The organism is Legionella sp. 16cNR16C (assembly GCF_021297775.1).
GTDB classification, from domain to species: domain Bacteria; phylum Pseudomonadota; class Gammaproteobacteria; order Legionellales; family Legionellaceae; genus Legionella_C; species Legionella_C quinlivanii_A.
In genome coordinates this window covers 1,005,241-1,020,359 of record NZ_JAJTMX010000003.1, presented here as the reverse complement: position 1 = coordinate 1,020,359, position 15,119 = coordinate 1,005,241, and the positions used below count along the sequence as shown (strand labels likewise).

Below are 15,119 nucleotides of genomic sequence, written 5' to 3'. Positions count from 1 at the left end.
TAATTTAGGAATAAATCATGAAAACTCAACAAAGTCTACCCTCTTCAAATAGTAAAAAAACGCAACTCATAAAAGACCCGTATGGCCTGCTGCAAGTGAGCTCTTCTCCCCAGCCGCTTGAGGATTTACCTCATCTCTTGAAACGGCATGATATTGCTAAAGTGGAAGTGGAATCAGATGAAGCGCCGAAAGATCTGCTGATACCCAAACGAATGAATTACATTTATATCGTTAATCCTTTGGAAGTAAATTCTAAAAATAACCATCTCGCAACCATAGCCTCTTTTAAACAATTATATCCTGATTACATCACCACTTTGTGGATTACTTCTTCTGCCTACACCTCAGAGAAGTTAGAGAATCTAATCCAGTGGGCGAGAGCGAACAAGATCCACTTACTGGATAGTGGAGTGCTGGATGGTCACATTGGTCCAAATGAGGAAATGTACAAACTGGAGCTATTAAGGCGCAATTATGCTGCTGCAGCTGACCAGTTGCGTCTTGCGATTCTTTACCATTTCGGGGGGATTTATAGCGATGTGGATGTGGTGCCTGATCCTGAGCCGGATAATAGATTACCAGACGATTTAAACGCCCCTTTAGGATTTTATATTCATAAAGGTGAGGTACGATTTACACAGTTCAATCAACACCCCCTGGCATTGTTTAAAATGGCTAAACAATTTAAAGACAGTCCAGAATCCTATTGCCGAATGAGTTATGGCACGTCAAATGATTTTATTTTGAGTGTGAAACATTGCCCGATTATCACAAAAATTCAGGAAAAAATTGCTTCTAAATATCTAACACCTGTAGCTGATTTATTAGAAGGGATGGATTGCAGAGATACATGGGGTTCTGCTCCATTTGACCCTGACAAACCTTGGCCAACTCGTGCCTTTTTAAAAGAATGGACCATAAAAGTCACAGGCCCCACCTCATTGCATGACATACATAAACAAGAGATCCCTGATCAGAATGAGGCAATTGATCAAAATGAGACATTTCTGAGAAGTTTCTATTTTGCGAATGAATTAACCTGGTTAAACCTCGTAGAAAATCAAATTGCTTTTCCTGAAAATGCTCTGGAGATAGCCGTAACTGCTTTACTTTATGATTTAATGGTAGAACCGAATGTCTTACGATTAGACAGATATACGGGTTTTTTAAGTCAAAACCAGATAATTGAAGTACTGAAGGTTTTATCTGAGCAATATCCCCATGAATTAGAAAAAGTAAAATTTGTTTTCCCTTTTTCTGCTCACCTTTTTTTATTTGACAACGCAAGCCAGTTTCCGGCTTTATCGGCATCTGTTTTGACAAAAGCAATCAAATCAAATTCCATATCTGAAAAATCAGAGGGCCCTGTCGATGAGATAAAGTCCGAGCAGAAAGTGTTATCTGGTCTGAATTCAGAAGCTTCAGGGAGTAAAGGCATGGGTCCTCAAAATAGATACGGTTTTTTCCAACCGGTTATTGATTTCTTTGAGAAAGTAAACCCTTCAAGACTCATTGGAGAAAATGCAAGACCTGGATAAAATTTTTCTTCGAAGTTGCTATGCCAGACAATATGACTCGCATCGCTCTGTGAGAGCGATCGAGTCATTGTCTGTTTCTTGACTCAGAATGTGTTTAAATTCAATCAATGAGCTACAATTTAAGTCAAGAATTAACAAAAATGAGTTTAATCATGAGTTATAAGGATACGAAATATCATCGTCTTGATAGTAAAATTCTAATTCTCGGTTTTGGCAGTGTCGGGCAGGCTATTGTGCCCCTCTTACTGCATCATTTGGAGATGTCGCCTTCACAAGTCATTGTTTTAACGCAGGATTCTATCGGAGAAGCCATTGCCAAAGAGCAAGGCCTAAGCTTTGTCAGAGAGCTGATCACCCGAAATAATTACCTTAATGTGCTCAATGAATTAATGAACCCCGGTGATTTTCTGATTAATCTGTCTACTGGAATTTCCAGCCATGATTTAATCAAATATTGCCAGCAAAAACACATTCTTTATCTCGATGCCTGCACCGAACCGTGGCTGGACGTCAAGCCTAAGCAACATTCTTTTCATACCCGTTATGATTTGCGTCAGGGAGTACTCAAACTAAGAGAGGAACATGGGCCTACTGCCATCCTTACCCACGGAGCCAATCCGGGCCTGGTATCGCATTTCATAAGACAAGCCTTGTGGAATATGGCTCAGGATAACGAGCTTTCCTGTTCTCTACCCGCTACTCCGACTGAATGGGCCAAACTGGCTCATACACTGGGTATCAAGGTGATTCATATTGCGGAACGGGATACGCAAGTAAGTAATCGTTTCAGAGTACCGGGGGAGTTTGTCAACACATGGTCGGCTGAGGGTCTGATTGCGGAGGCCAGCCAACCCGCCGAGTTGAGTTGGGGAACACATGAGCGTCACTGGCCGGAGGATGCGATTCATCACACCTTTACCAATGACGGAGCAGTTTATCTTAAGCGTACGGGGGCAAGCACCCGCGTACGGACATGGACTCCTACTCACGGCCCTTTTTATGGCTTTTTAATCACGCATGCGGAATCCTTAACCATTGCAGATTTCCTAACGATAAAAAATGATAGGGAAGTCAGTTATCGGCCTACTGTTCATTACGCATATTATCCTTGCCCGGATGCTACTTTGTCGCTCCAGGAATACGAGGCAAGCAACTGGACGCTAGAGCATCGCAACCGCTTAATCATTCAGGATGTGGTGGAAGGTACCGATGAACTGGGTGTATTGCTTATGGGGAATAAAAAAGGAGCCTACTGGTATGGTTCACAATTATCAATCCATGAAGCCAGAAAACTGGTTCCCTATAATAATGCGACCAGTTTGCAAGTCGCCGCCGGAGTATTGGCCGGAGTTATCTGGGCTTTAAAAAATCCAGACAGAAGCATTGTAGAACCCGAAGACATCGATTTTCAGTTTGCCTTGCAGATTGCCTGGCCCTATCTGGGTAAAGTGGCAGGTTACTATACCCGATGGACGCCGCTTGAAAACCGGCAGCGCTTATTCCCTGAGAAACTGGATTTGAGCGATCCCTGGCAATTTCTGAATATTCGGGTGGAATGAGATCTTTTTTGCCAGACACTTGCTTTTTTCTGCACTCAGTTTAAAGTTGCTGCATAACTATAGGGGAGCAGCAATGATTAAACTGAAACAGGCGCTAAGCCAGCTGATTTTTATGGGACGCTGGCTTCAGGCGCCCTTATATTTGGGCCTGTTATGTATTTTGGGGGCCTATGTTTATCGATATATTATCGAGTTATTTCATCTGATTTCACACATCAATGGACTTGATGACACCGAAATTATGCTAGGGGTGCTTGATCTAATTGATGTGGTGATGATAGCCAATTTGTTAATCATGGTGATTATGGGGGGCTATGAAACCTTTGTGTCTCATTTGCAGCTTCATGCCCATCCCGATCAGCCGGAATGGCTGGGCGAACTGGATGCGGGCGCAATGAAAATTAAACTGGCCTTGTCACTGGTGGGAATTTCATCTATTCATTTATTGCGCACATTTATTGATCCGACCAAACATGGAAACGATACCATTATGTGGCAGGTTGTTATTCATCTGACCCTGCTCGTGTCGGTTCTGGGAATTGCCTTTACCAATCGTCTCCTGTTTAAAAGCAGGTGACCCAAAATCCTCTCTCCCTCAGGGAGAGAGTTAGAGAGGGATTTAATGGGAGAGTGAATCTACTCTTAAAAAAGATTAGGCAAGCGCTACATCCTGACGGAAGGGATCGGCAATCACCGTGTTGGTGTCCACTTGCTCCAGGGCATGGCAGTAATTCTGGCGTTTAACGGGATCCTGTTCTTTGGCACAACGTTCCTGGTAAACAGTAATCATGGCATCATCTTTGGGGGCAGCAAAAGAAACTACAGGAAGTAAACATAAGATTAATGCGATCTTTTTCATAAAGAAATACCCTTTGGCTGGTTGCTAAAACCCGTCTATAATAACAGGTTAAATTCATTCCCGATAGATGTAATTTAATAAATATTGTAAGATATTCTTACAGCTCTATGGCCTGTGCATATTGTTTCGTATGCAATGAAGCACTTCCTGGATGTCACTGTCCAAAGGAATGACATGGGCTGAATTTTTTAGCCAGTGAATCTGAATATGGGGTTGTCCGGCAAATCGAGCTGCCACTTTATGAGAGGAAATCACTTTATCATGGCAGCCAAGAAAAACATCCGTCGGGCAGCATGGCAGGCTAAAATTGAAGTTACGGATAAGACTTAAAATTTCAACAATCGTATTAAGCGGCAACTGGCGATAGGCAATTTCACAGCTCGAAGGCTTCAATATATTACCAGCGGCACTTCGCAGGCGGATAAATCCCATCTTCCGTAAAACTCTGGCAAGATGAAGGGTTTTCGACAAAGTGTAGGGTAAATCAAGTGCTGGCGCCAATAAATAAAGATGGTGGAGTTTGAATTCAAAACCCAGATGACAGGCTAGCAATCCGCCGAGAGAAAGTCCTAACACATCAACCTGTTCGTATTCATCTATCAGTTTTGCACAAACATCCTTGACGAACTCCAGCCAATCGGCTGCCTTTATGCCGCCAAACTCGGCAAGATTGCTGGCATGGCCAGGGAGAATGGGGATGACTATGGCATCATAGCCTTCAAAACCAGCTGACAATTCCCTGAATACGGCCGGAGAAGAAGAAAAGCCATGTAGAACCAGCAAGGCTCTCTGTTTGTGTCCATTTCGTCGATCAACGGCTTTTAATAATGAGGCTTGCTCTGGTTTCAATACCGATAACTGCACCCCCTGCCGCATACAACGAAAATCATCGAGATTCATAATAGACCTTGCTCAAAATTCGAAAAGAAAGTGTAAACACTATTCTTTGCCGATTTTTTTAATGAATAGTTTGGTATAGTGAATCATACAAGTTTTACCCGCTTTCTCAAAGCGGCGCAAGCTTGGGTAGCTGCCTCTTGCGGCAGTTTATGCTATCTTTAGAAAGAAATGATTTTATTATAGGTGCTGATATGTCTGGTATGATCCCTTCAGGTGGTGCATCTTCTTCTGCGAATCAGCTGGATGGAATGATGGACCAAATGTCTTCCGGTGATGACAAAAATAAAGAAAAAAAAGAACCCTGGCAGCAAATGATGGATGACATGAATGATATGGTTCAACAATTTAACGGTATGCTCACTGATACCGTGACAGGCGCTCTGAGCAGCCTGACGGGTGACAATAGCTTTGACAAGATGGCCTCGTCCTTTAATTTAAGTCAGTCTAATGGCTCTTCATTCGGTAACGACGCTACGGCTGATACTTCACTGGAATCCTCCGCAGGTATGGCTGCTGGTATGCTTTGATTAATTCGTAACTTCTCAGGTACGTCATCCTGAGCGTAGCGAAGGATCTTAAACGACTTGGAACTGAGCCGGCTTCAGGAGATCCCTCACTGCGTCAGGATGACGTTGAGAATCAGGCTTACAACCCGCCCTTGCAAGTTAATCTGTTTGTGGGTCCAAATCGAGATTCCCGTTTACAACCTGATTGATTCGGGTTTCCAGTGAGTTGATAAACTGCGTGACCTGATGACGCTGCTGCTCCTGCTGCTGTTGGCAGGTAATGAGTTCATGGCTGATGTGAATGGCGGCCAGCAACAGATTCTGAAATTCATCCAATTGTCTGAACTTTTTCTTGTTAGCAAGCAACTGCTCATTTAATTTCTGGCCGGCACGCTGTAAATTATCCACTTCGTGATCAGGACATTTTATTTCATAAGTCTTATTTAACAATCGAATTGAACAGGCTTTTGATGTAGTCATAGCAGATGCCTTGGCAATATTTCAGCGACATTCGGACAGTTTAACAATTTTGGTTTGTTCCAGCAAATCAGTTATTATAATCAGAATAAGAAGTAGAATATAATTCAATCTTTTTTAATATTTATCTTCAGAGTTTAATTATGTCCAATGAATTTACCCACTTACGCCTCCCTGCCTATCAGACTTTTGACGAAAAAGTGTCCGTACTGAATTTACCGATTTCCAGCAGTGAGTTACATGGCGTTTTATGCGGTTATTTATGCGCTGGAGCGATTAGTGAAGGAGAAACCTACGTTCGGGCCCTAATGATCGATTACCGGAAAAACGAGGAAACCAAGCTGGCGGCGATGGCAATGTTTGATGTTTACTCAGTCAGTCATCATCAAATCAACAATATGGATTTTGATTTTCAGTTGCTGCTTCCCGATGAACATATTCCGCTAATCGATAGAGCGAAAGCGTTTAGCGAATGGTGTGAGGGATTTACCCAGGGCTTGACTATGGCTGGCATTGGATTAATGGAGCTAAAGGAAGAAGAGTCACAGGAAGCTTTGCAGCATCTTCAGGAATTTGCCGAACTGGATTATCAGTCGCTGGAAGTGGATGAAGATGATGAAAAAGCCTTAATGGAAGTCAGCGAATATGCCAGAATGGCTGTGCTTCGTCTTCATGGCGATTTAAATGAAAATCAATCGAATCGAGGATCCTCGACTAGTACGCATTAAGGATAGAGACGCATGATAAGCCAACAAGAATATCAGCAAAGACGCTGTCGCCTTGCGCAAGCATTGCCGGCCAATAGCCTGGCTATTATCCCGGCTGCCGATGAATTATTGCGAAATGGTGATAGTCACTACCGTTTTCGGCAGGACAGCCATTTTTATTATCTGACCGGCTTTCAGGAGCCACAAGCCCTTCTGGTCATTATGGCAGGCAATGAAGGCGATACGCTGTTATTCAACCGCCCGCGCAACGCAGCTATGGAACAATGGACCGGCAAACGTCTGGGGCAGGAAGAAGCTGGCAGGGTTTTAGGGGTGAAACAGGCATTTGCTATTGAGGATTTAGAGCAGCGTCTGCCGGAGTTACTGCTGGGTCAAACGGCGGTCTATTATACTCTGGGGCGAAACCGGCATTATGATGAAGTTATTCTAGGGGTGATTGATCGCCTGAAGAAGCAAATCAGACGCGGCATCGCTGCGCCTGAGGCCATTATTGATGTGGACTCGCTTATCAGTGAACTTCGCTTGTTCAAAAGCGAGGCAGAAATTAGCCTGATGCGGCGAGCGGCTGACATTTCAGTAGCAGCTCATAAAAAAGCGATGCAAAAATGCCGGCAGTTTGCTTATGAGTATGAGTTGGAAGCGGAGTTAATGCAGGAATTTATTAGCCAGGGATGCCGCAGTGTCGCCTACGATCCCATCGTAGGCTGCGGAGAAAATACTTGTATCCTTCATTATAACGATAACAATCAACCGCTTAAGCAGGGCGAACTGGTTTTAATTGATGCCGGCGGCGAATACCAGAATTATGCGGCCGATATTACAAGAACATTCCCTGTCAGCGGTCATTTTTCCTTAGAACAGCGAGCGGTTTACGAACTGGTATTAAAAGCACAGAAAGCTGGCGTGGCTTGCATTCGACCAGGATTGCCCTGGGTGGAAGTTCAGCAGATTATGGTTAGAATCTTAACGACCGGTCTGATTGAACTGGGATTACTGGCGGGCGATGTCGACATATTGATTAAAGCTGAAGCTTATAAGCCTTTCTACATGCATAACTCCGGACATTGGCTAGGTCTTGACGTTCATGACTGCGGTGCATACAAAATCAATAATGACTGGCGTTTGCTGGAGCCAGGCATGGTATTAACGGTTGAGCCTGGAATTTACATAAGCGCCGGCATGCCCGGTGTGGATGAGAAATGGTGGAATATTGGCGTCAGGATTGAGGACGACATTCTAGTGACCGCCACAGGCCATGAAAATCTTACGGCCGCATTACCGGTTGAGGTAGATGATATTGAACGCCTCATGCAAAGCTGAACAAGAGACTGACATTCTAATCGTTGGCGGCGGTCTGGCCGGCGCCGCTTTATTGCTCGCTTTGGCTAATTCGGGATACCGTTGTCTTCTGATTGAAGCTCAGTGCTTTTCTGACAGAATTAGCCCCGAGTTTGATGCGCGAACGCTGGCCTTATCGCCAGCCAGCATCCGCATTCTGCAAATGCTTCAGGTCTGGCCGCGCCTGCAGGAGCATGCCACCGCGATAGAGGCTATTTATGTGTCGGAGCAGTCGCGTTTTGGTGGTACACGACTTTTTAAAAATAATGAGGAGTCGCTTGGTTCTGTGATTGAAATGCAGCACATTAATCAGGCATTACACGCCATGCTCGACAAGCAAAGCATTCTTGCACCTGCCAGGCTGATTGACTGGAATAAGGAAAAGCAGATAGCTCGAATTCAGCAGGGCGAGCAAACTCGAATGATTAAAACCAGCTTGCTGGTGGCAGCCGATGGAATTAATTCGTCTGTACGGCTGCTTTTAAATCTGCCAGCAGAGGTCAAAGACTACCACCAGGTTGCTGTGGCCGCAAATATCGGCCTGGCGCGATCGCATGCCCATTGCGCCTATGAGCGTTTTACTGCAACCGGCCCAATGGCCTTGCTGCCAATGAGCGGGCAGCGCTCGTCTCTGATTTGGGCTATGCCGCCAGCCGCAGGGCAGGAGCTAATGGCGCTCGATGACAAGGCGTTTCTTCAGCGCCTGCAAAAAACATTTGGTTATAAGCTTGGCCGTTTCATCAAGGCGGGCAAACGTCATTTATTCCCGCTGCAGCAGGCCATTATGCCGTTACAAATCCAGTGGCCGGTAGTTTTTGTTGGTAATGCTGCGCATACCTTGCATCCTGTGGCAGGCCAAGGCTTTAATCTGGGATTGCGGGATGTGGCAACTTTAGCACAGTTAATTATCGAAAAGGGCCTTAATCCCCCCATGCTTGCAGCTTATCAATCCATGCGCCGTTATGATCAGAATGCGATAAGCTGGTTCACTGATGGCCTGGTTGAGTTGTTCACCAGTGGGTTGCCAGGAGTTGGTCTGGCTCGACGCATAGGGTTGCTGGCAATGGATAACTCCCCCCTCCTGCAAAAATTACTCACCTACCATGCGCGAGGCTTTTCAGGTCAGGTTCCTGATTTGGCCTGTGGAATTGCCTTAAATCACGAGAAAAATAATGACAGAATCGGTTGATGTATTGGTTGCCGGAGGCGGCGTTGTCGGATTGACCGCCGCTTTGGCAATGGCCAGGCGCCAATATCGGGTTGCTTTGCTTGATGCCAGAGAATTAAAGACCTCTGAAGCACCTGATCTGAGGGTCTACGCGGTTAATCAGGCTTCTGAGCAGTTACTCAGGGCGCTGGGTGTCTGGGAAGACATTCAGCAGTCCCGGCACGCCCCTTATGAGGCTATGCATGTCTGGGAAGCCAAAGGGGCGGCCATTGATTTCAACTCTCGACTGGTGGGTGCAGATAAGTTAGGAACTATCATCGAAGAGGCGGTAATTAAAAATGCGCTGCTTAAGGCATTGCAACAATTAACCAATGTGCAATGTAATCCAGTCACTGAAATCATCGCTCTTGAACCTTCACCAGAAAAGATTTTAATTCACAGTAAAGCGAAAAGCTGGGAAAGCCAATTGTTAATCGTTGCCGATGGCGCTGAATCACCCTGCCGCAAACTCTTAAACGTAGACATTCACAATTGGTCCTATCATCAGCATGCATTGGTTGCCAGTGTACAAACTGAGCTGTCGCATCAGAAAACAGCCTATCAGATTTTTAACAGCGACGGTCCTCTGGCGTTTTTGCCGCTCAATACACCTCAGCAGTGTTCTATTGTCTGGTCAACGACTCCTGCAAGAGCCCGGCAACTGAAAGAATTGCCAGAAGCTGAATTTAATCAGCAGTTAACCGCTGCCTTTCAGAACAAGCTAGGAAAGGTGGAAGTTATTAGCCAGCGATTTCAATTTCCCTTGCATATGCGCCATGTCAAACAATACGCAGGCGCGCATTGGATGCTGACTGGTGATGCTGCTCACACGATTCATCCATTGGCAGGACTTGGCCTGAATGTGGGATTACAGGATATCGCTGAATGGATAGCTATTGTTGACCGAAGCGGGAAAAAGGAATTCAGTAAGACAATGCTTGCCGAATATCAGCGCGCCCGCAAAGCCAGCGTCTGGCAGACTATTTTGCTGATGCAGGCGCTAAAAAGTGGTTTTGCCAATCCTTTGCCGCCATTTCGTTTGCTGCGTGAGTTTGGTTTGAAGTTTTGCAATCAGTTTACTCCGTTGAAGCGCTTGTTTATTGAACATGCCAACGGCAAGTGAAGCCTTCATCCTTGATCTGGGGCCATTGCCGTTTATATTAAAGAGTTATTGTAGGTTGGGCCCTTGGCCCAACAAAGGCTTGAACCACTCCAGAACTCAATGTTGGGCCAAGGGCCCAACCTACACGTAATTGAAGAGTTTCCTTAACTTAATGGCAGTGAGGCATGCAAGACAATAGTCAATGAGAATATCAGCTCTTTTTTCTGTATAGCTAGTAAATCATTCGGGAATGTGGTTTAATTTTAAACATGAATCAGGCTAAGAGGATCAATGTTGAAGGTTTGGCAAGTATTGTCTGTCAGGTTATTACTGGCCCTTTTGCCCTGGAGTTCTTGCCACGCAGAAGCTACCCCGCCTCAAAGCCCGATTGATGACGTTTCTTTATATCGCTGGACAGCCAATCCCAATCAGGAAGCCTTACAGGTGAATGAGGCGAAAGCAAGGCTCGAGCAGGCGATTAATAATCCCGAATACATGCTCGATCACTGGATTGAGTTGCCGCTCTCTCCCGATGCCAAAAATAAAAAAGTACAGCATCTCAGTTTACGAGAGGCTATTTTGCTGGCTCTTCGCTACAATCCCAATATCCAGAGTGCGGAGCTGGATCGCATCATTCAGCGCTATCAATTACGTCTGGCGCATAATGAGTTTGAATTACAATACGCCCTTGCCGGTACCGCATCCATTGAAAAAAGCCGCTATGAAAGCGTGGGTTCTGCGGTTAATAAAAATCTCATGGCATCGCCGGAACTCGATTTAAAAACTAAACTGGGCACGCAATTGTCTCTGGGCATTGACAATAATGTTTCCAATTACAATAGCTATAGCCCTGTTCTGAATTTCTCAGTCACTCAACCCTTATTGCAGGGTTTTGGCAAGGCTGTGAATGAAGCGGGCCTGCTGGACGCTGTTGATGCCGAGCAGCTCAATAAAATAAACCTTCGACAATCCGTTATTGAGCAAATTACTCAGGTGATTACCGCGTACCGCAGTCTGATTGTCAGCGGGAATAATCTTGAAAATCAGCGCTATCAATTGGAGGAAGCGCGAAAAACCTTTGAAATGAATGAAAAGAAAATTAAAGCCGGGCAATTGGAGCCGACTGCCAATATTCAGCAGTCTTATCAGATAGAGTCTTTGAATTTAATGGTTGAGCAGGCTATTAATGAGTTTGAAAATGCCAGCCAGGATTTGCTACAGGCGATCGGTCTGGATCCGGCCATGCGTTTAGCGGTTCCCAATGATATTAAAGTGGATAAAATTATAGTTCCTGACTTACAGGAATCCATTCGTCTGGCTTTGGAAAATAACAGCAATTATATTGCCCAGCAAATGCAGGTCAGGGCGGATGAGCGGGCTTACAAGCTGGCGCAAAATCAGCAGTTATGGCAGCTGGATGTGGGCGCTAATGTTCAGTCGGGCATGGTGACCGATGTGGATGGCAATAATGGTTTTCGCGGCATTTATAACGGACGCAACATTAATCAATCAGCGCGGGTGAGTTTGACGGTTCCCCTAAATGACATCAGTCGCCGTAGCCAGCTGGTTAATGCCAAAGTGAAGCTGGAGAAAGATCGTTTGAATCTGGTAGCGAGCAGAAGAGCTTTGATTACCACCATCACCAATACCATAACCACCATCCAAAGTCTGGCAAAACGCTATAAACTGGCTGAAAAGCAAGTAAAACTGGCTGCGCAATCCTATGCTTTGGAAAAAAAGAAATTGCAGGCGGGTATTGCCAGTGCTCTGGACGTCAGCAACACTCAAAATCAACTTATTCTGGCTCAATCCGGTTTAATTAGTGCTAAAATCGCCTATTTAAACCAATTGTCTACTTTGCAGCGTTTATTGGGCACGACATTAACGGAATGGAATATTCAACTCAGGTTTGGCGAATGAGATTTTTTAAATTAATAGTTTGTTGTTTTTTTCTGTTTTTGCTCAGTGGATGCAAAGAGGACTCGTCCGCGGTTCAGCACTTGCAAAAGTTTGTAGTAAAATCGGAGCCCTTAAACAAAACCCTGGCGTTTACCGGCACCATTCAGCCTTTGAAGGAAAATACCCTGAGCAGTTCTATGGACGCCATTATTGAAACCATGAATTTTCATTATGGCCAATTGGTTCACAAAGGAGACGTCGTTATTGTTTTAAATTCCAGCGAGCTGCAAAAGCAATACAATGACATTCTCACCGACTATCTGAAAGCCAAAGACAGTTATAACGTTGCTAAAGCCAAATTCACCGGCACACAAGAGCTTTGGGATGCAGGATTGCTGTCAAAAAATAACTATCTCAGTGAAAAATCCAGTCTCGATACGGCACGCATCACATTAATGCAGTCAACACGAAAGTTAAGTGAAATGCTGGAAAAAATGGATGACGGAGCCGATTTATCCAGTTTAAGTCTCGCCGAATTTGATAAAGTCAGGCAGGCATTAAGCACGAATCACAATTTGATCCGCATAAAGGCGCCAGCCACCGGTATTCTGCTGTATCCGCCGAAAAGCGGTGATGATAAAAGCGGGCGTTTGTCGGTAGGTTCTGCTGTCAAATCGGGGCAGGCCATCGGTTTGATTGGCGACATGAGCGGCATTAGCGTCGAAATTGATGTTCCGGAAGTCGATATTGATAAAATACATCCCGGCATGAAAGCCAGTGTTTCCGGCGTGGCATTAGGGCAGGAAGTGCTGCATGGCGAATTGGTTGCTGTCAATGCACAGGCAACGGCAAATGGCGGCGCCCTTCCTTCTTTTAGCGCGATTGTGGAAGTCAAAAATTTAAGCAAAGAACAACAGGCTTTGATCAAAGTGGGAATGAGCGCTTCCATTGAACTGGCTTTGGATGAAGAAAAACAATTGCTGATTCCGATCGCCGCGGTATCACGGGAAAATGGCCGAAGCGTGGTTCAATTGCATAAGCCGGATGGGGTAATCAGCAAGCAGCCGATAGCGACCGGGGCGACCCAAATGGATAAAGTGAGCGTGATTGCTGGTTTAAAGGAAGGGGATGTGGTTGTCTATGACTAGCCCTGTTCTAATGCGAATGGACAATCTGAGTAAGCAATATACCATTGGTGGAGTTAGCAGCCGCGTACTCAAATCGATTTCGCTTACAGTAAGGCGAGGTGAGCTGCTGGCTGTGGTGGGCGCCTCAGGCTCGGGTAAATCGACTCTGATGAACATTATGGGCTTACTGGATAAAGCGGATGAGGGGGATTATTATCTCAATCAGCAATCGGTAGCGGAATTATCAGAAAATGATTTGGCCATTCATCGCAACCGCAATATAGGGTTTGTCTTCCAGCAGTTTAATTTATTGCCTCGTTTCACCGCCCGACAGAATGTCGCGCTACCGCTAAGTTATCGCGCAGTTGCAGCGGCAGAATCACAGGAGCTGGTGACAGCGGCCCTGGCACGCGTCAGTATGGAGAAATTTGCCCATCATAAGCCCGGCCAGCTGTCCGGCGGGCAACAGCAGCGCATCGCCATTGCCAGGGCTCTGGTTACTGAACCGGAGGTTATTTTAGCGGATGAGCCAACCGGCGCACTGGATTCCAAAACAGGAACGGAAGTGATGAATTTGTTTCTGGCGCTTCATGCTGAAGGCAGAACGATTATCATGGTAACCCATGATGAGCATATCGCAGCCCAGTGCCAGCGGCGTATTGTTCTTTCCGATGGTGAGATTGTTGGATGAACTGGCTTACTCATTTTCAACAGGCTCTGGTGAATCTGACTGCCTCCAAGATGCGCTCTTTTCTGGCTGTATTGGGAGTTCTTGTGGGTACGGCTGCAATTGTCGCATTAATCAGCTGTGGGCAGCTGGCAACTGAGAAGGCATTGGAGCAGTTTAAGGCATTAGGCACCGATTTGCTGGCGGCTACCGTGTTTCAGAAAGAGCGGGGTCAGTCCACTATTCAGTCTGAGCTGCCTTTGTCATTCTGGCGCAGCTTGCCATCCACTGTGCCGTCCATTCTGAAAATTGCACCTTATGCCACTGCCTATCAACCGGTCAGCTTTAATGGGCGAAGTTTGCAGAGCGCGATTATTGGTGCCGATGACAGCTTGGCTGATATCATTCATATCAAGCTGGAACGCGGCTATTTCGTATCATTTCTCAGTACTTTCGAGCATTTCTGTGTTATTGGCGATGATCTGGCTCGACAGATTCGTGAGATAACATTTGATGATCCTATAGGCAAAAAAATTCGCATTGGCAATTCTCTTTATACGATTATTGGGGTAGTACAGCGATGGCAGGAAAATGGATTCTTCAACGAAGATGTCAATCATTCAGTGATTGTGCCGGTGGCTGGTATTTCCTTAATCAGCAAGGATAGCAAGGTAAATAACGCGGTGATGTTATTAAAGCCTGAGAGTGATATTGACCTGGTCATCAGCCAGATAAAACAGCAGGTGGAATCGCAGGCTCCACGCCTGACTTTATTCACTCGCAGCGCCAAACAGATTATTGCCAGCATGGAAAGTCAGGGGCAGATTTTTACCCTGTTATTGGCTGTTATTGGTGGTATATCGCTCCTGGTAGGCGGGATCGGCGTGATGAATGTCATGCTGGTTTCAGTCAGTGAGCGCAAAAAAGAAATCGGGATACGCAAGGCGGTAGGGGCGAAAAACAGTGAAATACAGAATTTGTTTCTGGTTGAATCGGTTTTGCTTTCATTCCTGGGCGGTGGCCTGGGCGTATTGCTGGGGCTTGTATTTACCCGTGTTGTCGCCTATTTTAGCGACTGGACTTTTATCCTGCACAGCCTGCCGCCATTGGCGGGTTTTGCCGTCTCAGTCGCTACAGGGATCTTCTTTGGCTTCTATCCGGCAAGGCGCGCATCTAAGCTTGAACCCATCATGTCTTTACGCAGCGAATAAA

General features: G+C 45.6%; 15 protein-coding genes. 12 read left to right on the top strand and 3 right to left on the bottom strand.

What is annotated here, in order from left to right; genetic code table 11:
* Positions 1 to 17: 17 nt before the first annotated feature.
* The 3 genes from LXA66_RS14650 (at position 18) to LXA66_RS14640 (ending at position 3,674) form a co-directional block, all read left to right on the top strand.
* On the top strand, positions 18 to 1,538 hold the full coding sequence (locus tag LXA66_RS14650; protein ID WP_233013738.1) for a TcdA/TcdB catalytic glycosyltransferase domain-containing protein: 1,521 nt from the start codon (positions 18 to 20) through the stop codon (positions 1,536 to 1,538).
* A 152-nt stretch (positions 1,539 to 1,690) separates the two neighbouring features.
* On the top strand, positions 1,691 to 3,097 hold the full coding sequence (locus LXA66_RS14645) for a saccharopine dehydrogenase C-terminal domain-containing protein (protein ID WP_233013737.1): 1,407 nt from the start codon (positions 1,691 to 1,693) through the stop codon (positions 3,095 to 3,097).
* Between the two features lie 73 nt (positions 3,098 to 3,170).
* The gene (locus tag LXA66_RS14640; RefSeq protein WP_058506996.1) at positions 3,171 to 3,674 is read left to right on the top strand and encodes a TIGR00645 family protein; all 504 of its coding nucleotides are present in this window, start codon (positions 3,171 to 3,173) and stop codon (positions 3,672 to 3,674) included.
* A gap of 75 nt (positions 3,675 to 3,749) precedes the next feature.
* On the opposite strand, the gene LXA66_RS14635 is transcribed toward LXA66_RS14640, so the two are convergent.
* Positions 3,750 to 3,956 (bottom strand): hypothetical protein, encoded by a 207-nt coding sequence (locus LXA66_RS14635; RefSeq protein ID WP_112218724.1) that lies wholly within the window; start codon positions 3,954 to 3,956, stop codon positions 3,750 to 3,752.
* A gap of 105 nt (positions 3,957 to 4,061) precedes the next feature.
* Entirely contained in the window at positions 4,062 to 4,856 is a 795-nt protein-coding gene (locus LXA66_RS14630; protein WP_233013736.1) for a carboxylesterase, read from the bottom strand.
* A gap of 191 nt (positions 4,857 to 5,047) precedes the next feature.
* Here LXA66_RS14630 and LXA66_RS14625 point away from each other — a divergent pair, with 191 nt between their 5' ends.
* Positions 5,048 to 5,383 (top strand): hypothetical protein, encoded by a 336-nt coding sequence (locus tag LXA66_RS14625; protein ID WP_233013735.1) that lies wholly within the window; start codon positions 5,048 to 5,050, stop codon positions 5,381 to 5,383.
* Between the two features lie 138 nt (positions 5,384 to 5,521).
* Here the strand turns inward: LXA66_RS14625 and LXA66_RS14620 are convergent, their stop codons facing one another.
* On the bottom strand, positions 5,522 to 5,842 hold the full coding sequence (locus LXA66_RS14620; RefSeq protein ID WP_133140616.1) for a cell division protein ZapA: 321 nt from the start codon (positions 5,840 to 5,842) through the stop codon (positions 5,522 to 5,524).
* A 140-nt stretch (positions 5,843 to 5,982) separates the two neighbouring features.
* On the opposite strand from LXA66_RS14620, the gene LXA66_RS14615 reads away from it, so the two are divergent.
* From LXA66_RS14615 to LXA66_RS14580, 8 genes are all read left to right on the top strand, one after another.
* A complete protein-coding gene (locus LXA66_RS14615; protein WP_112218721.1) occupies positions 5,983 to 6,567 on the top strand; it encodes a UPF0149 family protein in 585 nt (194 codons plus the stop codon).
* Positions 6,568 to 6,579: 12 nt separating this feature from the next.
* Positions 6,580 to 7,887, top strand: a complete 1,308-nt coding sequence (gene pepP / locus LXA66_RS14610; RefSeq protein ID WP_233013734.1) for a Xaa-Pro aminopeptidase — start codon at positions 6,580 to 6,582, stop codon at positions 7,885 to 7,887.
* Positions 7,865 to 9,094: an FAD-dependent monooxygenase gene (locus LXA66_RS14605; RefSeq protein ID WP_233013733.1), complete on the top strand. Its 1,230-nt coding sequence runs from the start codon at positions 7,865 to 7,867 to the stop codon at positions 9,092 to 9,094. The genes pepP and LXA66_RS14605 overlap by 23 nt, the downstream gene beginning before the upstream one ends.
* Positions 9,078 to 10,235, top strand: a complete 1,158-nt coding sequence (locus tag LXA66_RS14600; protein ID WP_233013732.1) for an FAD-dependent oxidoreductase — start codon at positions 9,078 to 9,080, stop codon at positions 10,233 to 10,235. Before LXA66_RS14605 ends, LXA66_RS14600 begins: the two co-directional genes overlap by 17 nt.
* Before the next feature lie 270 nt (positions 10,236 to 10,505).
* Positions 10,506 to 12,134 (top strand): TolC family protein, encoded by a 1,629-nt coding sequence (locus LXA66_RS14595; RefSeq protein ID WP_233013731.1) that lies wholly within the window; start codon positions 10,506 to 10,508, stop codon positions 12,132 to 12,134.
* Positions 12,131 to 13,261 carry an efflux RND transporter periplasmic adaptor subunit gene (locus LXA66_RS14590; protein ID WP_233013730.1) on the top strand — a complete coding sequence of 377 codons (1,131 nt, stop codon included), beginning with the start codon at positions 12,131 to 12,133 and terminating at the stop codon, positions 13,259 to 13,261. The genes LXA66_RS14595 and LXA66_RS14590 overlap by 4 nt, the downstream gene beginning before the upstream one ends.
* On the top strand, positions 13,254 to 13,931 hold the full coding sequence (locus tag LXA66_RS14585) for an ABC transporter ATP-binding protein (RefSeq protein WP_370637298.1): 678 nt from the start codon (positions 13,254 to 13,256) through the stop codon (positions 13,929 to 13,931). Before LXA66_RS14590 ends, LXA66_RS14585 begins: the two co-directional genes overlap by 8 nt.
* Positions 13,928 to 15,118, top strand: a complete 1,191-nt coding sequence (locus LXA66_RS14580; protein WP_233013728.1) for an ABC transporter permease — start codon at positions 13,928 to 13,930, stop codon at positions 15,116 to 15,118. The genes LXA66_RS14585 and LXA66_RS14580 overlap by 4 nt, the downstream gene beginning before the upstream one ends.
* The last annotated feature ends 1 nt before the right edge of the window (position 15,119 follow it).